General features: G+C 54.1%; 21 protein-coding genes. 3 read left to right on the top strand and 18 right to left on the bottom strand.

Going from position 1 to position 20,627, the window contains the following annotated elements; genetic code table 11:
- Window positions 1-4 precede the first annotated feature (4 nt).
- Window positions 5-757 (bottom strand): CoA pyrophosphatase, encoded by a 753-nt coding sequence (locus QWY30_RS02020; RefSeq protein WP_290237763.1) that lies wholly within the window; start codon window positions 755-757, stop codon window positions 5-7.
- A gap of 148 nt (window positions 758-905) precedes the next feature.
- Window positions 906-1,283, bottom strand: a complete 378-nt coding sequence (gene rplS / locus QWY30_RS02015) for a 50S ribosomal protein L19 (RefSeq protein WP_290237761.1) — start codon at window positions 1,281-1,283, stop codon at window positions 906-908.
- Window positions 1,284-1,448: 165 nt separating this feature from the next.
- Between rplS and QWY30_RS02010 the strand changes: the two genes are divergently transcribed.
- On the top strand, window positions 1,449-2,321 hold the full coding sequence (locus QWY30_RS02010; RefSeq protein WP_290237759.1) for an EamA family transporter: 873 nt from the start codon (window positions 1,449-1,451) through the stop codon (window positions 2,319-2,321).
- Window positions 2,322-2,397: 76 nt separating this feature from the next.
- On the opposite strand, the gene QWY30_RS02005 is transcribed toward QWY30_RS02010, so the two are convergent.
- Complete coding sequence (locus QWY30_RS02005) at window positions 2,398-2,562, bottom strand: hypothetical protein (protein ID WP_290237756.1); 165 nt, start codon at window positions 2,560-2,562, stop codon at window positions 2,398-2,400.
- Between the two features lie 166 nt (window positions 2,563-2,728).
- Between QWY30_RS02005 and QWY30_RS02000 the strand changes: the two genes are divergently transcribed.
- A complete protein-coding gene (locus QWY30_RS02000) occupies window positions 2,729-4,360 on the top strand; it encodes a thiamine pyrophosphate-dependent enzyme (protein ID WP_290237754.1) in 1,632 nt (543 codons plus the stop codon).
- A 13-nt stretch (window positions 4,361-4,373) separates the two neighbouring features.
- Here QWY30_RS02000 and QWY30_RS01995 read toward each other — a convergent pair whose 3' ends face one another.
- The 3 genes from QWY30_RS01995 to QWY30_RS01985 form a co-directional block, all read right to left on the bottom strand.
- A complete protein-coding gene (locus tag QWY30_RS01995; RefSeq protein WP_290237752.1) occupies window positions 4,374-6,215 on the bottom strand; it encodes an acyl-CoA dehydrogenase family protein in 1,842 nt (613 codons plus the stop codon).
- Between the two features lie 111 nt (window positions 6,216-6,326).
- Window positions 6,327-7,253 (bottom strand): electron transfer flavoprotein subunit alpha/FixB family protein, encoded by a 927-nt coding sequence (locus tag QWY30_RS01990; RefSeq protein ID WP_290237750.1) that lies wholly within the window; start codon window positions 7,251-7,253, stop codon window positions 6,327-6,329.
- 2 nt (window positions 7,254-7,255) lie between these two features.
- On the bottom strand, window positions 7,256-8,005 hold the full coding sequence (locus QWY30_RS01985) for an electron transfer flavoprotein subunit beta/FixA family protein (RefSeq protein WP_290237748.1): 750 nt from the start codon (window positions 8,003-8,005) through the stop codon (window positions 7,256-7,258).
- A 197-nt stretch (window positions 8,006-8,202) separates the two neighbouring features.
- Here QWY30_RS01985 and mltB point away from each other — a divergent pair, with 197 nt between their 5' ends.
- Window positions 8,203-9,345, top strand: a complete 1,143-nt coding sequence (gene mltB / locus QWY30_RS01980; RefSeq protein WP_290237746.1) for a lytic murein transglycosylase B — start codon at window positions 8,203-8,205, stop codon at window positions 9,343-9,345.
- Here the strand turns inward: mltB and cysM are convergent.
- The 12 genes from cysM to hisC form a co-directional block, all read right to left on the bottom strand.
- Window positions 9,342-10,256, bottom strand: coding sequence for a cysteine synthase CysM (cysM, locus tag QWY30_RS01975; RefSeq protein WP_290237745.1), 915 nt, complete (start codon window positions 10,254-10,256; stop codon window positions 9,342-9,344). The two genes, mltB and cysM, sit on opposite strands and share 4 nt — an antisense overlap.
- A 66-nt stretch (window positions 10,257-10,322) precedes the next feature.
- Complete coding sequence (locus QWY30_RS01970) at window positions 10,323-10,805, bottom strand: ComEA family DNA-binding protein (protein WP_290237743.1); 483 nt, start codon at window positions 10,803-10,805, stop codon at window positions 10,323-10,325.
- Between the two features lie 146 nt (window positions 10,806-10,951).
- Complete coding sequence (rfaD, locus tag QWY30_RS01965) at window positions 10,952-11,944, bottom strand: ADP-glyceromanno-heptose 6-epimerase (protein ID WP_290237740.1); 993 nt, start codon at window positions 11,942-11,944, stop codon at window positions 10,952-10,954.
- Window positions 11,941-12,870: a D-glycero-beta-D-manno-heptose-7-phosphate kinase gene (rfaE1, locus tag QWY30_RS01960; RefSeq protein ID WP_290237738.1), complete on the bottom strand. Its 930-nt coding sequence runs from the start codon at window positions 12,868-12,870 to the stop codon at window positions 11,941-11,943. Before rfaE1 ends, rfaD begins: the two co-directional genes overlap by 4 nt.
- The gene (gene lapB / locus QWY30_RS01955) at window positions 12,867-14,090 is read right to left on the bottom strand and encodes a lipopolysaccharide assembly protein LapB (protein WP_290237736.1); all 1,224 of its coding nucleotides are present in this window, start codon (window positions 14,088-14,090) and stop codon (window positions 12,867-12,869) included. The genes rfaE1 and lapB overlap by 4 nt, the downstream gene beginning before the upstream one ends.
- A gap of 54 nt (window positions 14,091-14,144) precedes the next feature.
- Window positions 14,145-14,462 (bottom strand): LapA family protein, encoded by a 318-nt coding sequence (locus QWY30_RS01950; protein WP_290237735.1) that lies wholly within the window; start codon window positions 14,460-14,462, stop codon window positions 14,145-14,147.
- Window positions 14,463-14,547: 85 nt separating this feature from the next.
- Complete coding sequence (locus QWY30_RS01945; protein ID WP_290237733.1) at window positions 14,548-14,856, bottom strand: integration host factor subunit beta; 309 nt, start codon at window positions 14,854-14,856, stop codon at window positions 14,548-14,550.
- 5 nt (window positions 14,857-14,861) lie between these two features.
- A complete protein-coding gene (rpsA, locus tag QWY30_RS01940; protein WP_290199170.1) occupies window positions 14,862-16,574 on the bottom strand; it encodes a 30S ribosomal protein S1 in 1,713 nt (570 codons plus the stop codon).
- Window positions 16,575-16,632: 58 nt separating this feature from the next.
- Window positions 16,633-17,292, bottom strand: coding sequence for a (d)CMP kinase (gene cmk / locus QWY30_RS01935; RefSeq protein WP_290237731.1), 660 nt, complete (start codon window positions 17,290-17,292; stop codon window positions 16,633-16,635).
- Entirely contained in the window at window positions 17,289-18,605 is a 1,317-nt protein-coding gene (gene aroA / locus QWY30_RS01930) for a 3-phosphoshikimate 1-carboxyvinyltransferase (RefSeq protein ID WP_290237729.1), read from the bottom strand. The genes cmk and aroA overlap by 4 nt, the downstream gene beginning before the upstream one ends.
- Window positions 18,602-19,477, bottom strand: coding sequence for a prephenate dehydrogenase (locus QWY30_RS01925; protein ID WP_290237727.1), 876 nt, complete (start codon window positions 19,475-19,477; stop codon window positions 18,602-18,604). The genes aroA and QWY30_RS01925 overlap by 4 nt, the downstream gene beginning before the upstream one ends.
- On the bottom strand, window positions 19,474-20,604 hold the full coding sequence (hisC, locus tag QWY30_RS01920) for a histidinol-phosphate transaminase (RefSeq protein ID WP_290237726.1): 1,131 nt from the start codon (window positions 20,602-20,604) through the stop codon (window positions 19,474-19,476). The genes QWY30_RS01925 and hisC overlap by 4 nt, the downstream gene beginning before the upstream one ends.
- Window positions 20,605-20,627: the final 23 nt, after the last annotated feature.

Genomic DNA, 20,627 nt, shown 5'->3' with positions numbered 1-20,627 from the left:
CGCATCATTTTTCAAATTCATTGGCCGCGGATGCGGCGGCCTCGGACAAAATTTGGCACATCCCGAGCAACATCGCAGCAGTCGCCCCCCAAATAAAGTATTGATTCCAAGGTACAGAGTAATACTGTCTGACACGACCATCCGCCAGCTCGGCGCGATGAAATCGGTAATTTGAAGGATCCGTCAAAAACGACAAAGGCACCTCGAAAACCTCGGCGACCTCGAATGTATCCGGGCTCAAGGTAAAACCTGGGCGCACAAGTGCCGTGATTGGACTGACTGCAAAACCGGTGCCCGTCACATATCGTGGCAAGCCTCCCAGACACTCAATAAACTCTCTTGAAAGTCCTGTCTCTTCCTCTGTCTCTCTCAGGGCAGTTGCCTGAACGTCTGCATCGGACGACTCAACCCGTCCTCCCGGAAAACTGATCTGACCGGCATGATCATTTAAATGCGCCGTACGTTGTGTCAGTAAAACAGTTAATCCATCAGGCCTCATCACGATAGGAACCAGGACGGCAGCCTCAACGGGCGTGCCCTCACGTCCAGGCAACCTGATCAGGGATTCATTGGGTATATCCAGAGGACGTTGAATCTCGCCAGACAGAACATGACGCAAAGCATGAGGCGTCAAACGATGAGGGGGTACCGCTGTAAAAGGCAGCGCGGAGGGACTCCACGGCTGAGTCATCGGATCGAAGGATGGTCTGACAGGTGGACGACGAGGACGCAAACTTGCTGAAGGATCAGAGGACATGATTAAAGCCCGAACACTTATCGAGGCAAAATAAACGTGATGACTTTTTAACACCTTGAGGCGTTTACTGCTCGGATAGTCTTGCTTCTATTGCTGGATCCCATAAAAAAAGCACCCCGTGGGGTGCTTTTGGTCACATGACAAAGGCTTATGCAGCGACTGTCTTGCGAACGAGCTTTTCCTTGATACGTGCGGACTTACCGGAACGGTTGCGCAAATAGTAGAGCTTGGCGCGACGCACATCACCGCGACGCTTGACTTCGATGCCAGCAATCTGTGGTGAATACAATTGGAAAGTACGCTCAACTGCCTCACCGGAGGAAATCTTACGAACGATGAAGGCTGAGTTCAGACCGCGGTTGCGGCGAGCAATCACAACACCCTCAAATGCCTGGGTACGCTTGCGGTTACCTTCAACAACGTTGACGTTCACAACGATTGTGTCGCCAGGAGCGAAGTCGGCAACAGGTTTGCCACCTGTCAAGCGAGCAATTTCTTCTTGCTCAATTATTTCGATCAAATTCATAAAAACTCCAAGTCATCATGCTCTCGGTCAATATTATTTGGCTGGATATCCGACCTATTCGGACATCTGCTACCGGGCAGAGGATGCGATAAAAAGCCATTGATTCTACTACATTTTGAGCTACTCTGTTGAATTCGCTTAACTCTTTCCCAGCATGACCCCCTCATGAGTCTCTCCGCCCTACTTTTGGTGATCGTTGCGGCGATTTGTCATGCCTCCTGGAATTTGCTTGCAAAGCGTGCCGCCAAGGTCGGTCCAGCCTTTGTTTTTGCCTACGGACTATGCTCGACTATCCTGTTTGCCCCATGGGTGATCTGGATACTCGTTTTTGAGCAAAACGATTGGAACTGGGCGATTTTGGGGTGCATTCTACTGTCAGGTACCCTGCATCTGGCCTACAGCCTCAGCCTGCAACGCGGCTATCAGGTCGCAGACTTGTCTGTTGTTTACCCCATTGCCAGAGGGACTGGCCCTTTTCTGTCAACCGTGGGCGCCATTCTTTTTATTCGGGAGCCCGCAACTTTACTCGGGCTCGGGGGCATGCTGAGCGTCGTCGCAGGAGTGTTGATGATCGCCACACAAGGTCAAATTCGGCGTCTGCTCCAACCCGAAGCAATGGTGGGAGTTCGCTGGGGTTTGCTCGTTGGATTATTAATCGCGGCCTATACCCTGGTTGATGCTTATGGCGTAAAAGCGCTCGCGATCGCCCCCGTGTTGTTTGATTGGGGAACGACTGCATCTCGTACCGTCATCATGCTTCCGCACATTGCCAGACAACCCGGTCGTGCGCTAGAAGCCATGCGGGGCTACTGGCCGATAGCCTGGGCCGTCGGCTTGCTATCGCCGTTGGGCTATATTTTGGTTCTATATGCCCTGCGCGATGGCGCACCAGTCAGTCTGGTCGCACCAGCACGCGAGATGTCAATGTTGCTAGTGACGCTTGCAGGACTTTACATACTCAAGGAGCCCGTCGGATGGGGCAGGCTGGTGGGTTGCTGTTTTATAGCAGCGGGTGTCGTGATGCTCGCGAGTAGCTGAGCGATGCTGGCTAAGCTCAGAAACTAGTCGTTCAGAAACTAGCTCATCAGAAACCCGCTCATCAGAACCCAGCAGATCAGAACCCTGCAGCGCTGCCGATCCACATTGAAACAGGTACCATGGCGCACCAGAAAGCCAACAAGAGCACATCGGATACAACATGTTTGGTCGTAACGGTACGGCTGTCTGAAGAATATGCTGCAAATGCTGGTGGGTAGTTGTGACGGACTTCGCGGGTCATGTTGTCTCTCCTATGAACTGATTGCATAAACAGTACTGTACATTAAAACAGTACTGTTTGCAATAACAGTCTATATTTTTTGTTTTTTTACAACGTGGCGCTTTGTGCTAATTTCACGATCCAAGAATAAAAGAACACCGACACACACTCATCACAGACTCACCTCATGAAGCCATTTACCTCTAGCCATGCACTCTTTCAGGTTTTCGCAGATCACGGTTTGGATCGCATTTTTCTTGTCCCAGGCGAAAGTTACCTCGGGCTGTTAGACGCAGTTGTAGACTTTCCTCAAATCGATGTAGTGACCTGTCGGCATGAGGGTGGAGCAGGCTACATGGCTGTCGCGGATGGTCGCCTGACCCGTCGCCCGGGTGTGGCGCTCGTCAGCCGTGGTCCAGGCGCCTCGAACGCGGCTATTGCCGTTCATACTGCGCAACAAGACGCCGTCCCAATGATCCTGATCGTGGGTCAGATCGCCGCACGTGACTTGCGCCGCGAGGCTTTCCAGGAAATCGATTATCAAAAGATGTATGGATCCATCGCAAAATGGGTCTTTGAATGCCAAACTCCCGAGCAGCTCGGTGAAACTGCGTTCAAAGCGATTCGTATGGCGACCTCGGGTGTTCCCGGCCCGGTTGTCCTCGTGATTCCCGAGGACATTCAGCAACAAACCGTGGCCAAACCTGCATTTAAAAACCATCCTCAGGTTTTTGGTCTACCCGAACAATCGCTGATGGATGAAATTGGTAAGCGTCTGGCTGATGCCAAGAGGCCCCTCGTCATCGCAGGAGGCATGTTTAACTGTCCGGGTGGGCGTGAAGCGCTGAAGGCCTTTGTTCATCACTGGCAGCTCCCCACGATGGTGTCTTTTCGCCGTCACGATATTTTCGCCAATGATGACCCCTTGTTTGTGGGTGATTTAGGTCTCTCTAATCCTGCGGCACAGATGGCCACTTTGCAAGAAAGCGACTTTATTCTTGCGCTTGGCACGCGACTGGGCGACATCACGACCCAGAACTTCCAGTTTCCACGCTATGCCCAAGCCCCACAGGCATTCTTGCATTGTTACCCGGACTCACGCATCGTGAACTGGGACACGGTGGCAGACTATCCGCTCGTATGCGATCCTGTAGCGCTCGTGCGGGCACTGACTCAGGCGAACGCCACTCAACCCGGCTCTGCCCGCCAAGAATGGTTGAAAGCTTTGCGCCAACATTCCGAACCCTATGCGGCCTGGCCAAACCGAGAAGCCAAAAAAGGCGTCAACTTTACGGATGTCGTACGCGCTGTTGCGGAAAACGCCTCGCGTGACACCACAGTCTGTCTGGATGCGGGCACGTTCGCCGCCCCCGTCTATCGGCACTTCAATTTCAAATCAGGCCAACGCCTGATGGCGCCTCTGGCAGGCGCCATGGGGTATGGCACGCCAGCGGCTCTTGCCTGTGCCATGCGCGAACCAGAACGCACCACCATCTGCATGGTGGGCGATGGTGGATTCATGATGACCGGCAATGAGATGATTCTGGCGGTGGAACGCAAGCTCCCCATCATCTTCATCGTCTCAAACAATGGCAGTTACGGCTCGATTCGTTTACATCAAGAGCGTGGCTATCCTGGTCGCGTGAGTGGCACTTCGCTGTTTAACCCCGACTTTTACACGCTGGCGACAAGCTTTGGCATGAAGGCCGCGCGCATTCAATATAAAGCTGAAATCGATAGTGTCATTAAAAGCGCATTAGCCACACGCGAACCCTTGCTGATCGAAGTGAACAGCAGTCTGGACGCAATCTTGCCCTGATTAAAAACTCTTGTTAATCCATTAAGGAGGAACGCTCGACCGCATGGGTCAGCGTGACGCCTTGATGGATTGCCAGAGCGAGGGCTTGCGCGCGAGGCAAAATCACACCCGCGTAAAACACTGCTGTCGCGCGTTTATTTTTCATAAATGCCGCAGAGACCACCGTGTCGGTATTTTCAGTTTGCGCGTTTGCGCATGCAAGGGCTGCACGCGCCATTAACCAGCCTCCCAGCACATACCCTGTCATCATGAGGTAAGGAACACTGCCTGCGTACACCGCGCGGATATCATCCTTGGTCTGATCCAGAACATACGCAACCACTGACTCATATTGAGTAATCGCCAGCGTCAAATTTTCAACAATCAAGCCCCATTCAGACTGTTCACCTGAATGAGGATTGGATGCATGCTGCTGAAGTTCCTGGAGAGTCTGACGCATGCATTGAATCAGATGCTGCGCAGTTGCTCCTGCGTCACGCAACGTCTTTCGGCCAATCAAATCATTGGCTTGTATCGCTGTCGTGCCTTCGTAAATCGTCAGAATACGCGCATCACGATAAAACTGAGCGGCTCCAGTTTCCTCGATAAATCCCATGCCGCCATGGACTTGGACACCCAGGGATGTGACCTCGAGTGAGCACTCAGTCGAGAATCCCTTCACAACCGGAACCAGATAATCGTAGAGCGCCTGGTTTGCGCGTCTCACTTCGGGATCAGGATGCTCAATACTCAAGTCATCTGCCGCAGCCGCGAAACAGGCAATCGCTCTGGCCCCCTGCGTCAACGCACGCATCGTCATCAGCATACGTTGCACATCCGGGTGGTGAATGATGGCGACGGGTCCGGCAGAGCCTTCTATCGCGCGGCTCTGGATTCGGTCGCGCGCGTAAGCGAAGGCCTTTTGCATCGCAGCCTCGCTGACCCCGATGCCTTGAACGCCAACGGCGAAACGCGCGGCGTTCATCATGATGAACATGTACTCAAGGCCCCGATTTTCTTGTCCAACCAAGGTCCCTACAGCACCCGCTCCCACTTCACCTTTTTGGTCACCGAACAACAAGACTGCTGTCGGACTGCCATGGATGCCAAGCTTGTGCTCAATCGAGGCACACCAGACATCATTACGCGCGCCAAGCGAACCATCCGGATTGACTAAATATTTCGGAACGATGAAAAGGGATAAGCCCTTGACTCCGGGAGGTGCGTCAGCGGTGCGCGCCAGCACGAGATGCACAATATTTTTAGCCAGATCATGTTCGCCAAAGGTGATGTAAATTTTTTGACCAAACAAGCGATAGGTACCATCGGCCTGCGCAACCGCACGAGTCGTGACCAAGGACAAATCGGAGCCCGACTGTGACTCGGTCAAGTTCATCGTGCCGGTCCATTTACCACTGACCAGTGGCTCGATGTAAGTCCGCTTCTGTTCCTCAGAGCCCGTGAGCAATAATGCCTCGATCACACCATCCGTAAGCATGGGACACAGAGAAAATGCAACGTTCGCCGCGTACAGATTCTCAGTCGTCGCAGTCGCCAACAGTTTGGGCAAACCCTGTCCACCCCACTGCTCTGGATGACGCAGACCTTGCCAGCCTCCATCGACAAAATGTTTGAATGCCTCATGAATCTGCGAAGGCATCTCGACCTTTCCGTTTTGACAAACGGGAGGCTGGCGATCACTGATTCGATTGGTTGGTGCAACCACTTCAGCGGTGAATTTTGCGTTTTCCTCGAGCACCGCATTAATCAAATCCGTTTCAACCCCGGCAAAAGCAGACAAGTCCAACAGTCCCGGCATATTCGCAAGATAATGAAATACGAATTTGAAATCCTCGACGGGAGCACGATAAGTCATGGGGCACCAGGAGATGTTGAAAGGATTGGATAAAAATAAAGCTAAAAAATAAACCCCCAGAAGTTGGATATGTGATCCAACGTTTGGGGGTCAGGAGAGCCAAAAAACCAATTACAAGGTGCTGACCAATTCGGGAACGGCTGTGAACAAGTCGGCCACCAAACCGTAATCCGCAACACCAAATATCGGTGCCTCGCCGTCTTTGTTGACGGCTACGATCACCTTGGAGTCTTTCATTCCGGCCAAGTGCTGAATCGCACCCGAAATACCAATCGCCACATACAACTGAGGCGCGACGATTTTGCCCGTCTGACCCACTTGCCAGTCATTCGGGGCATAACCCGCATCGACAGCAGCGCGTGAGGCACCGAGTGCTGCACCGAGTTTGTCCGCGAGAGGATCAAGGATTTTGAAGTTTTCAGCGCTGCCCATGCCGCGACCACCTGACACCACAACTTTGGCGCCAGCAAGCTCTGGACGATCACTCTTGGCCACTTCGCGTCCGACAAATGTTGACAGGCCCGCTGCGGCAGCAGGAGCAACAGACTCAACAGCAGCTGCACCACCCTCAGGCGCAGCATCAAAGCCAGTCGTGCGAACCGTAATCACCTTGACTGGATCGGCAGATTGCACTGTGGCAACCGCGTTCCCTGCGTAAATGGCGCGTTCGAACGTATCGGGGGAGATGACTGACTGGATTTCAGAGATCTGCGCCACATCGAGGCGAGCAGCCACGCGTGGGGAAACGTTCTTGCCTGAAGCCGTCGCAGCGAACAAGATGTGGCTGTAGCCGGGGGCGAGTGCCAAGACTTGCTCGGCCACATTTTCAGCCAAACCGTCCGCCAGCGCAGGAGATTCAGCCAAGAGTACTTTGGATACACCAGAAATCTTGGCAGCGTGCTCAGCCACAGCGGCCGCATTTGCGCCCGCGACGAGCACATGAATATCGCCACCGATTTTGGAGGCTGCTGCAACAACGTTATGTGTCGCGGCTTTCAATTGAACATTATCGTGTTCAGCAATAACAAGAATAGACATGATCAAACCACCTTGGCTTCGTTCTTGAGTTTATCGACGAGTGCGGCAACATCGGGGACTTTGACGCCCGCCGAACGCGCTGAGGGCTCCGCCACTTTCAGCGTTTTCAGACGAGGCGTGACATCCACACCGAGATCCTGGGGGGTCACGGTATCGAGCTGTTTTTTCTTCGCTTTCATGATGTTGGGCAGCGTCACGTAGCGCGGCTCATTGAGGCGAAGGTCGGTTGTCACAATCGCGGGCAATTTGAGCTCAAGCGTTTCAAGACCACCGTCAACTTCGCGGGTCACGCGCGCCACGCCGTCGCCGAGCTCAACCTTGCTGGCAAATGTCGCCTGGGACCAACCAAGCAATGCAGCCAGCATTTGACCGGTCTGATTCGCATCATCGTCAATAGCCTGCTTACCCAGAATCACCAGCTGTGGCTGCTCTTTTTCAACCAGAACCTTCAGGAGCTTGGCGACTGCCAGAGGCTGCAACTCCACATCTGTCTGGACCAAAATGCCACGATCCGCACCGATCGCCATTGCCGTACGCAATGTCTCTTGGCACTGTGCCACACCGCAAGAGACTGCGATAATTTCTGTCGCAGCGCCTTTCTCTTTGAGACGTGTGGCTTCTTCGACTGCGATCTCATCGAATGGATTCATCGACATTTTGACGTTCGCGATATCGACACCCGACTGATCCGATTTGACGCGTACTTTGACGTTGTAATCAACGACACGTTTTACAGGCACAAGCACCTTCATCCAACGATCTCCAGAGGTAAATCAAGCATTTAAATGACACTATTGCAGACGATTTTACCGGATATAGGGGAAAGTACTGGGACGAGCCCCTATGCGATTGTGAAACCGTGCCTATGCCAACGTGAAAGAATCGCGTGAACCGGTGAAACCAGCGTCCGACTGAGTATCATATCGACTATCGCCAATAAGGAAAATTTATGTCTGCGTCGAGTCGTATTCTGCAAATCAGCTGTTTGGCCGTCATGCTCAGCGCCTGTGCCGGGACTTCAGCCCCAACCAAACCTGGAACGGCAGAAAACTCAGGCAAGCCTGACAGTCAGCAAACATCCGAACGCCAAGACTCCAAAAATCAACAACTGACCAGTTCGACTCCAGCAGGTGGACACACGGCTGCGACGCGCCGGGCGGCCTTGCGTCAATTTGGTCAAGAACTTGCGTCGACCAGACAACTCTCAGAAGCAGGTGTATTGAGCCTGGTGGATGACGCACGCTACAACCCAACCGTGATTCGTATCGTGACTCCGCCTGCCGCTGGACAACCGAAGGTGCCACGCAGCTGGGCCAGTTACCGGGGACGTTTTGTTGAACCCATCCGCATCAATCAAGGCCGTGCCTTCATGCAGCAGTACGCTGCGGAACTGGATCGCGCAGCGCAACGTTATGGGGTTCCGCAATCCATCATCGCCGCCATCATCGGAGTAGAAACACTCTACGGTAAAAGCCAAGGTAATTTCCGTGTATTGGACGCACTGGCCTCTCTGGGCTTTGACTATCCGGACCCCAAACGTCCGGATCGTGCCGCAATGTTCCGCGGACAACTGGCCGATCTGATTGAGCTCGATTTGACCGGTCGCCTGGATGCGCGAAGCATCAAAGGCTCTTATGCGGGCGCCATTGGCATCCCGCAATTTATGCCAGGCAGCATCAAACGCTTTGCTGTCAGCGCCACGGGTGCCAAAACGATCGACTTGTCTAACAGCGTGCCTGACGCAATTGTCTCCGTCGCAAATTTTTTAGTTGAGCACGGTTGGCAGCGTGGGTTACCCGTCTTTGCGCCTGTCACACTTCCAGCCTCAGCGGATAAGCTCGTCGATGGTGGACTCAAGCCGAATCTGGACTGGCCGCAATTACGTGCGGCGGGTGCCAAACTCGCTCCAGGAGCAAAAGAAACCGCTTGGTCCCGCGGGCCGCTGGGCGTCATCGACTTGCCGGAAGAAGCGACTGGAAAAGTAGAGCTGCGGACAGCCACACCAAACTTCTTTGCGATCACCCAATACAACCGCAGTTACTTTTACGCCGCTTCAGTGGCCGACCTGGCTCAGGCTCTCGAAAATCGTTAGGTCTTTTCGTCGAACAGGCCCGTGGACAAATAGCGATCTCCGCGATCGCACACAATGAACGCAATGGTTGCATTGCGAGCTGTCTGCGCAACACGCAATGCTGCGATCAAGGCCCCTGCTGCGGACACCCCGGCGCAGATGCCCTCTTCGGCAGCCAGTCTACGAGCCATGTTTTCAGCGTCTTTCTGCTCGATGAGCTCGAACTGATCCACGAGTGATGGATCATAAATGGACGGTAAATAAGCCTCGGGCCATTTGCGTATGCCGGCGATTTGCGAACCTTCAGCAGGCTGGGCACCGACAATCGTAATGGCAGGATTGCGACTTTTCAGATAACGCGACACACCCATGATCGTGCCAGTCGTGCCCATGGCACTGACAAAATGGGTAATACGACCTTCTGTCTGCTCCCAAAGCTCAGGCCCCGTCGTTTTGAAGTGCGCCAGGGGATTGTCCGGGTTGGAAAACTGATCCAAAACTTTCCCCTGTCCCTCTGACTGCATGCGCATCGCAAGATCCCGCGCATGCTCCATCCCGCCTTGATTGGCGGGTGTCAAAATCAGCTTGGCTCCATATGCAGCCATGGAAGCGCGTCGCTCGACAGAGAGGTTGTCGGGCATGATCAATATCATTTTGTAACCACGCATGGCCGCAGTCATGGCCAAAGCAATTCCTGTATTGCCGCTTGTGGCTTCGATGAGGGTGTCGCCTGGCTTGATCTCGCCGCGGGCCTCAGCACCCAGAATCATGGATAAGGCTGGACGATCCTTGACAGAGCCAGCGGGATTATTTCCCTCCAGCTTGCCAAGGACAATATTTCCGCGCTCGCGCGCGACGGAGCCCGGCAATCTCTGCAACTGCACGAGTGGAGTATTGCCAACGGTATTTTCGACGGTAGGATAAGTTTTCATATGCCTTGATCATACCCAAAAGTCTTCGAAACTGTCCGCAAACTCCACTTTGTCTAACAAGAAAAATTATGGGGAAATAATTTCAGGTTTGGCAAACGTTGCGGGCGACTTTCGGTTCATCGTTTTAGGATCGACTGAGAACTCAGATAGAGCTCCAGTCAGCTCCGCAGCGACCGTATTCCCTGATTTTGCAGGTCTGACCTCCAAGCCAGCCTGACGCAAAGCGCGAACGCGACGAAGACCAAGACCCCGCACACGCTCGGACAAATCTTCCAGCGAGACAAAGGCCCCCGCCCGAGTCCGCTCATGCACGATCATTTTGGCTGTACGAGGGCCGATACCCCGCAAACTTTCAAGCTGCGTAGCAGAGGCAGTGTTCACATCCATTGCCTGAGCAGACAAACCAACTGTCAGACCCGCAGCCATCATGGCCACAGAAGTGTGTCTGGCGATCGTCGAGGTGCGTTGTCGCTTCTGTGGTGCACGCCAATGACTGGGTTCAAGCGCGTCAAGAGGCTGAGCGACTGGATCTTTTAGGAAAGGATTCATGAGGGGTTTGCTCCGTGAGATTGGGTCAACCGAAAGACCAGAAATAGGTCAGTTGATTGAGCACTATCTTGACGGGCAAACCAAACGAGGTGGATTCAAAACTCGCAATTCATCCATGCGGGTTTCGCGCAAGTATCCGTCAAAGCTCAGCTTGGGGGGGCGTGCAATTGTCGAACATACTCCGAAACGCCTGTTTCAACATCACGCATCGGGGAGGTAAAACCTGCTCGACGCAAAGCCGAAACATCCGCTTGGGTGTAACTCTGATAACGACCTTTTAAATCATCTGGAAAGCTGTCATAGCGCAACAATCCCTGTTTGACGAGATCTTCCAGAGTCAAAGCGGCTTTGCCCTGAATACCGCGCATCGCGTTCACGACCGCCGCAGCGACATCATTAAAAGGCTGTGCGCGCCCAGTACCACAATTAAAAATACCGGAGGTTTTAGGATGATCCAGAAAATGTAAATTCACATCGACCACATCATGCACAGAGATGAAATCACGCATCTGTCCACCGTCGGGATAGCCATCCCATCCTCCAAACAAACGGACATAGCCCTCCGAGAGGAATTGATTCATATTGTGGAAGGCGACCGAAGCCATTCGACCCTTGTGCTGCTCCTGAGGACCATAGACATTGAAATAACGCAGGCCAACAACTTGAGCCGTGAGGGATTGCGCCCGCGCACGCACGACCTGATCGAAAAGAAATTTGGAATAGCCGTAGACATTCAGCGGACGCTCGTTTTCGAGACTTTCGACATACACGGGGCCTGCACCGTATACGGCTGCCGATGAAGCGTAAATGAAGGGTACCTTGTGCGACTGACAATACTCGAACAACTCCAGCGTGACACGATAGTTATTGTCCATCATGAAACGACCATCACGCTCCGTTGTGTCGGAGCATGCTCCCTGATGAAAAACAGCACGGATCCCTGGCAAAAATCCATCCAAGACACGTCGGCGAAAGTCATCCTTATGCATGTAATCGGCAATCTGTGCACCCACCAAATTGACGAACTTGTCCCCGTCAGTCAAATCGTCGACAGCCAGGATACTCGTGATTCCACGCTGATTCAGTCCGCGCACAATATTGCTGCCAATAAAACCTGCTGCGCCGGTGACGATGATCATGAAAGTTCTCCTGCTGTGACAATGGACGTACCTAATTTACCCACTACGATACCACCGGCCCGATTCGCCCAATACATTGCGTTCGACCATGGCGCACCGACCGCGCGCATGACAGCGAGCGTGGCGAGTACCGTATCGCCCGCACCTGAAACATCGAATACTTCATGAGCCTGGGCCTCGACATGCTCACGCCCTTTCTCTGTGAAAAGCGTCATCCCTTGCTCTGATCGCGTCACGAGCAATGCTTCGAGTTTTAGCTCTGCGCGTAATGCCTGGGCCCGATCAGTGAGTTCCTGCTCGGAACTCCAAGCACCGACTGCCTGCTGCATCTCGCTACGATTCGGTGTCACGAGTGTCGCACCACGATATCGCTGATAGTCCGTACCCTTAGGGTCGACCAGTACAGGCAAGCCTTTTTGACGCGCCATTTCAATCAGTAACTCTACCTGCGCAAGAGCGCCCTTTGCATAATCAGACAACACCAGCACATCATGTCCAGACAACAAACTTTCAGCCTGATCCCGCAAAGCATTGAGAAGAGCAGGTGTCGGCTTCTCCTCAAAATCAATCCGTAACAACTGCTGTCGATGACCTAGCACACGCATTTTGAGCGTCGTCGGATGAGCGTCATCCGTGATCATGTGGGCTTGAATACCCGCCTCGGATAGCAAGTGACGCACACTCAGCGCGGCCTCATCTTCTCCGATGAAGCCTGCGAGCGTGACTTGCGCGCCAAGTGCCACGATATTGCGCGCCACGTTCGCGGCACCGCCTAAACGATCCTCGCGCTTAACCACCCGCACAACCGGCACTGGCGCTTCGGGAGAGATACGCTCGACTTCGCCAAACCAATAGCGATCAAGCATGATGTCCCCCACGACAAGGATTCTTGCTCGCGTAGCTGCCTCTTTAGGAAAATGACTCATTCCAGCTCTTCCAATCTACGTGGTTTGTATGTCTCCCAGGCGTTACAACCTGGACATTGCCAGTAATAACTGCGCGCCTGAAAGCCGCACGCGCTACAAATATACCGATCCAGACGCTGCGTATGCCGATTGATCAGCCTGCGCAAGAGTGTCAGATCCGCGCCGGGAATGGGGCTTTGTGTTGCGCCCTGCTCCGCACCGGGCTTTTGCGCTAACTCGGCCTCGAGTAAACGGTCCAGCCCGAGTAGGGATGGATGCAGCTGTAAAGCTTGTCTGGCAAACGTCCATGCCTGCTCGACGCCTTGCTGCGCGCGCAAACCTCTGAACACCACGTTGAATAAATCTAGCGAAGGATGCTGCTGGTAATGCTCTTGCAGTCGCTGCAGTCCCTTGGCGGCCTGTCCTTGGGCAATGTAGTTATCAAAGAGCTCGGCCGCAATCAAGCCGGCAAACTCAGGTGCCTGATTGAGGACAGACTCCAGAAAGTATTGCTGTTGCTTGAGATCTTGTAATGATGCGGCAATCCCTGCATTGAGCATCGACACGCGAACAAATGCAGGGGTGGGTCCGCTCATTTGAGCTTGATCCACAGCGCGCTCGGCTAACGCGAGTGCTGCGCGTGCCTGCTCAATATTGGGAGGCTTCTCGGCCAAATGGGCCTGAGCCTGTTCGCAGTGATAGTGCACCAACTGCGGTACGGGCTCATCTACCAACTTTCTGAGTGTTTGCACTGCCGTGATCGCGCGCGCCCAGTCATGTTCGGACTCGTAAATGCGGATCAACGCACGCAAAGCCGGCAAAGCAAAGCTCGTATCCTTGAGGACGGAAAAGGCCTCTTCAGCACGATCCAGCATGCCCGCTTTCAAATAGTCCTGCGCCAGCTCGTGTTGCGCATGATCGCGCTGGGCGATCGGAAGGTCTTCGCGAAACAAGAGGCTTTGATGCACCCGGATCGCACGCTCCATTTCACCGCGGCGACGGAAAAGACTGCCCAACGCAAAGTGCAGCTCCGTTGTTTCGGGGTCGAGCTTGGCAACCTCGACAAAAGCATCGATCGCACGATCGGGCTCTTCGTTCAATAAAAAATTCAGTCCGCGGAAATAGGAGTCCGGAAGGTTGCGGGTCTCGGATAACATCTGCTTGATATCAAAACGAGCCGCCATCCACCCAAGGGCGAACAATAACGGCAAGAATATCAGCCACCAGGCTTCAAAATCCACAATCAGGTTCCAGAAAGATCAATATTTCGCCGCGCCCTTGGCACAGCACAATGCTTATAAAGGCGACAACGGCAACAAGGCATCGGGAGACAATCCCGCCTGACTCTGCGGACCTGTCGCAGTTTGAAGTTTTTCGAGTTCTTTGCGAAGTTTTGCCAGCTCACGGCGACGTCTCAAAGCGGGCGGTACCGTTAGGAGCAGACCGAAAATCGTTCCTAAAACAAAGGTCGACAGCATGACAACGATCAGGGGCACGTTCGGAATCGAGACACCTTCGATGAAGGCCACAGAGACAGGGTTCGTATTTTTGAGTGCGAACATCAGCACTGCAAGAAAAACGATCAGGCGCAAGGCCCAAACAAAATAGCGCATGGCTGATCCTCCAATATGCAAAAGACGATTGTAAGCGCCCAAAGTGCTAGAAGCATAAAAAAACCGCCTATTCGGCGGTTTCGAACTAGCCGGCTACAGCCCCGGCCTGATCTTCATTTAAATCCACACGCTCGCGCAACTCCTTGCCAGCTTTGAAGTGAGGGACCTGTTTGCCAGGCACCAGCACTTGTTCACCGGATTTGGGGTTGCGCCCGACTCTTGGCGCACGTTCGGACAACGAAAAGCTGCCAAATCCGCGAATCTCGATGCGCTGACCCTCGGCCAAAGCCTGGGTCATCGCGTCGAGGACGGTTTTAACCGCGTAGTCGGTGTCACGAGCGGCCAGCTGGGAATAGCGGGCCGCCAGTGCAGCGATGAGTTCTGACTTAGTCACTGGGTTTATTCAGTGTCGCGTGCTTGGTCGAGCTTAGCCTTGAGCAATGCGCCCAGGTTTGTTGTGCCCGAAGAAGCGCTTGCTTCAGTCATACGCTGCATCGTGTCAGCTGTTTCGGCGGTATCGCGCGCCTTGATCGACAACTGAATCGAACGTGTTTTGCGATCGACGTTGATAATCATGGCTTCGATGTTGTCACCGACTTTCAGAGCTGTCGTTGCATCTTCGACACGTCCGGTCGCGATCTCGGAAGCGCGAAGGAAGCCTTCGACCTCGTGTGACAACGTCACAGTTGCGCCCTTGGGCTCAACTGCTTTGACCGTACCAGGCACAACAGCGCCCTTGTCGTAGGTGCCTACGAAGTTATTGAATGGGTCGCCTTCAAGCTGCTTCACACCCAGGGAGATACGCTCCTTGTCTGTGTCGATGCCCAGAACGACTGCGTCAAGCTCGTCGCCTTTCTTGAAGTTGCGCACAGCCTCTTCGCCTGTCTCGGTCCATGACAGATCGGAGAGGTGAACCAAGCCGTCGATGCCACCAGGCAGACCCACGAACACGCCAAAGTCTGTGATGGACTTGATCGCACCGCGAACCTTGTCGCCACGCTTGAAGTTGGAAGCAAACTCTTCCCATGGGTTCTGACGGCACTGCTTCATGCCCAGAGAGATACGGCGACGGTCTTCGTCGATTTCGAGAACCATGACTTCGACTTCTTCGCCAAGTGTCACGACCTTGCGTGGATCAACGTTCTTGTTGGTCCAATCCATTTCTGAAACGTGAACCAGACCTTCAATTCCTGCTTCAACTTCAACGAATGAACCGTAATCGGTGAGGTTCGTGACCTTACCGAACAGACGCGTACCCTGTGGGTAACGACGAGCCAGACCCACCCATGGATCTTCGCCAAGCTGCTTGACGCCCAAGGAAACACGGCTCTTTTCCTGATCGAACTTCAGGACTTTGGCTTCGACTTCCTGACCAACGGTCAAGACTTCTGAAGGGTGACGCACACGACGCCATGCCATGTCGGTGATGTGCAGCAAACCATCGATACCGCCGAGGTCGACGAACGCGCCGTAGTCGGTGATGTTCTTGACGACGCCCTTGACGATCGAGCCTTCCTGGAGGTTTTCCAGAAGTTTCTGACGCTCTTCGCCCATGCTGGCCTCAAGCACCGCACGACGTGACAACACAACGTTGTTACGCTTGCGATCAAGCTTGATGACCTTGAATTCCATGGTCTTGCCTTCGAAAGGCGTCGTGTCCTTGACAGGACGCAAGTCGACGAGGGAACCAGGCAAGAAGGCACGGATGCCTGCAGTCATGACAGTCAGACCGCCTTTGACTTTGCCAGTGATGGTACCTGTGACCAGTTCGTTCTTGTCGAGCGACTGCTCGAGCGACAGCCATGCGGACAGGCGCTTGGCGCGATCACGGGACAGCACGGTATCACCGTAGCCATTTTCGAGCGAGTCAATCGCGACAGAGACAAAGTCGCCAGGTTTGACTTCGAGCTCGCCCTGATCATTGAGGAATTCTTCGAGGGGAATCAGTGCTTCTGATTTCAAGCCCGCGTTCACGACGACAAAGTTGTGGTCGATACGGACGACTTCGGCGGAAATCACTTCGCCGGACTTCATATCCTGTTTCTGGATACTTTCTGCAAACAGCGCGGCAAAACTTTCGCCGGCTTGGGTTGAGGTTTGTTGAGTTGACATGTACGGAAGGTCCAGTTGGCCTTTGGAGCCGGTAACACACCCTATTCGGGTGGAGTGGTTAAACCCTTGACCACAGGTCAAGGATGCTTTGCACAGTCTGATCAATCGTCAGATTCGACGAATCAACGACATGTGCATCCTGTGCAGGTAAGAGTGGAGCGACCGCACGCTCGATATCACGCGCATCTCGCTCTCGCATATCCGCGAGCAGGTCTTTTAGATTAGCAGAAATTCCCTTTTCGATCAATTGCTTACATCTTCTCTGGGCGCGCGCCTGGACATCTGCAACCAAGAATATCTTTAATTGAGCATCCTGAAAAACAATCGTACCCATGTCCCGGCCATCTGCCACCAGGCCTGGCGCCTGTCGAAATGCCCTTTGGCGCCCGAGTAAAGCAGCCCGCAGCAGCGGATTGGGCGCCAGTCTGGAGGCCAGGTTCCCGACTTGTTCCTGACGAATCAACTCAGAGGCCTCCAGTTTGTCTAATCGGACACCCTCGGGATGAAACTCGACCTGCAGGTTCTGAGCCACGTGCGCGACAGCTTCGGCATCGTCTGGATCAATATCTTTCTGAATGACTGCAAGTGCAGTCAGACGGTACAAGGCACCGCTATCCAGGACGTGCCATCCCAAGGCTTGGGCGACGCGATGCGCCACCGTACCCTTGCCCGAGGCAGTTGGACCGTCGATCGTAATTACGGGTACGGGATGGCTCATTTCAACAGACCGCTCAGTACATCAAAATAGGTGGGGAATGTTTTGCTCACACAGCCGGGGTCCATGATCCGCACACGCGACTGACCAAAAGCGGCGAGAGAAAAACACATGGCCACACGGTGATCATCATACGTATCGATCGCTGCATCCCGCCATTGACCAGGCTCCACGGGAAATACCCGGAGCCAGTCAGGCCCACTCTCCGCGCGCGCACCGAGCTTGCGCAGCTCGGTTTCCATCGCATGAATACGATCCGTTTCTTTCACCCGCCAGCTCGCGATATTTCGCAGGGTGCAAGGACCATCCGCAAACAAAGCGAGTGCCGCCGCTGTCATGGCCGCATCAGGGATCAGATTGAAATCCGTATCGAACGCCTTGAGTTTTTGGCCCTTGGCCACATTGATACCCGACACCTCAATCGCAGACTCCTCCCGCGAAACCTGTGCCCCCATAGCCTGGACGACATCGGCAAACGCGACATCCCCCTGAATGCTTTGCGCCCCCACTCCGACCACCCGCACGGGTCCGCCACCAATCGCGCCCAAGGCTAAAAAATACGAGGCCGAAGAGGCGTCACCCTCAACAAAAATATTGCCCGGCGACCGGTAGACCGCATCGGCGTGGATGACAAATTGTTGCCATCCCTGTCGCTCAACCTTGACACCATAGCGTGCCATTAAATTCAGAGTGATTTCAATATAGGGTTTTGAAATCAGTTCACCGATCACTTCCACAGTCAGTGCCCGCCCCGAACGCGCCACCGCAAGCGGTGCAGCCATCAGGACGGCTGTCAGAAACTGACTCGAGACCGAACCCTGAACGCGTACGCGGTCGCTCAGGTGAGCGGACTCAAGGATTTCAATGGGCGGATAGCCAGATTGACCAAGATAATGAATGTGCGCACCCATCTCGCGCAAACCTTCGACCAGGTCACCGATGGGGCGCTCATGCATGCGCGGCACGCCCGAAAGTGTGTAATGCCCGCCCATCACCGCGAGCGCGGCCGTCAAAGGACGAATCGCCGTGCCAGCATTTCCCATAAAGAGTTGTGCGTGCTTGACAGGGAAAGGCGAGACACCCGTCACGCTGACGGAATGTGCGGAATGTTGATCGAGCTGCACACCGAGCTGCTTGAGCGCAGCCAACATGACGGCTGTGTCATCAGACTCCAGCAAACCCTCAATCCGGGTCGTGCCTTGAGCCAACGCAGACAGCAACAACACACGGTTTGAAATACTTTTCGATCCGGGAAGCGTCACAACGCCTTGAGCATGTTTGGCCGAAGGAAGATCCAAATACTCTAGACGACTCATGATCCAAGATCCTGCCAGTCACGTCGCGCTTTTGATGCATGATCCAGCATGTTTTCCAGCCATTGCGCATCGTTTTCTCGCAGCGCGTGTTCGGCACGTTCGAAAACAGCCTTCATCGCCTGCAGTTCCGCAAGCATTGCGGGGCGATTCGCAATAAAAATGTCACGCCACATTTCTGCAGAGCCTTGCGCGACACGCGTAAAGTCCCGGAAGCCCGAGCCTGCAGTCTGAAGTTTGAGTGCGGCATCATCGCTATGCGTGATGTACTCCATGAATAAAGCGGCCACCCAATGGGGCAGATGACTAATCGCGGCAACCACCCCATCATGCTGGGAAGGATCGATCGACACCACATTGGCGCCGCAAGCCTGCCAAGCTGCGCGAACAGTCTCGACATCCTGGGGATGATTCTCAACCAAAGGTGTCAGCATGACACGTCGACCCGCATAAAGCTGAGCATCTGCAGCCTGAGGACCTTTTTCATGCGAACCCGCCATCGGGTGCCCCGGAACAAACTGTGCAATGCGTGACTGCAATCCATTTCGTGCCGCTTCGATCACGTTTTGCTTGGTGCTGCCACCATCCGTGATAATGGTCTTGGGTCCGAGCCAAGGCGCCAGTTCTTTGAAAATCGCCTCAAACGCGCCAACGGGTGCCGCAACAAAAATCAAATCTGCTCGCTGCGCCGCGTCCTTGTAGCTGACGATCTCGTCAATCAAGCCCAAACGAGCAGCTTCTTTCAACGTTTCCGGGCGTCGCCCGGCGCCGAGTACCGTACCCACAGCGCCCGCTTGCTTGAGAGCAGCCGCAAAGGATCCGCCAATCAAACCAACACCAATGATCGCAACGGTAGAGATCTTGAATCCGCTCATGGGGCTAACTGTTTCATGACGACCGTCAAGGCATCGATAAACTTTTGATTTTCCTGTGGCAAACCAATCGATACGCGCAACCACTCTGGTAAACCATCCCCCTTGACGGGGCGCACAATCACGCCACGCTTGAGCAACTCGAGATTGACGTGTGCAGCATCTCCGACCTTGACCAATACAAAATTGGCGTAGCTGGGCAGATAAGTCAAGCCGAGTTTTTCAAACGCGCTTTGCAACTGCGCTTTCCCTGCACGGTTGACTTCGAAGCTTTCTGCAAGAAACTTTTGATCGCCCAGCGCGGCAATTGCGGCAGCCTGTGCGAGTGAATTGACGTTAAAGGGTTGTCGCACGCGATTGAGCAAATCTGTCAGCACAGGCTGTGCCACACCAAAGCCCACGCGTAAGCCTGCCAGCCCATATGCTTTAGAGAAGCTTCTGGAGACCAGCAAGTTGGGATAACGTTTGACCAGTCCGATGCTGTCGACACGCAGCTCAGGTTCAAGGAACTCGTTATACGCCTCGTCAAGCACGACCGTCACACGTGTGCCATGACGCTTTGCCACAGCGGCCAGAAATGACTCGATCGAGTCATTGGACAAATAAGTCCCGGTCGGATTGTTGGGGTTGGCAATGAAGACCAATCTTGTATTGTCCCGGATGGCCTCAAGCATGGCAGGCAAATCATGGCCGTGATCTTTAGCGGGCACCACAATGTGCTGGGCACCACGCGCTTGTGTCGCAAGCCGATAGACCACAAAGGCGAATTGCGAATAAACAACCGAGCTTCCAGGCTCGAGCAATGCGGAGGCCACTAGCTCAAGGATATCGTTAGAGCCATTTCCCAAAGTCAGCCAATTCTGTGGAACCCCGTAACGTTCGGACAACGCTTTTTTGAGGTCAAAGCCTGCTGGGTCCGGATAACGGCCCAAGCCGGCGACGGCATCCGAAATCGCGCGTCGCGCTGACTCGGGCATCCCGAGCGGGTTTTCATTAGAAGCCAGTTTCACGATACCGGACGGATCAAGGCCAAACTCGCGCGCAAGCTCTTCGATGGGCTTGCCGGCCTGATAAGGGGCGATCGCAGCGATATGTGGCGGCGGAATCAATACAGAGTCTTGAGCGGACATGATGGGGACACCAACGAAGCGGG

This window comes from Zwartia panacis, assembly GCF_030410395.1.
GTDB classification, from domain to species: domain Bacteria; phylum Pseudomonadota; class Gammaproteobacteria; order Burkholderiales; family Burkholderiaceae_B; genus Zwartia; species Zwartia panacis.
This window is presented reverse-complemented; position numbering and strand designations above follow the sequence as displayed.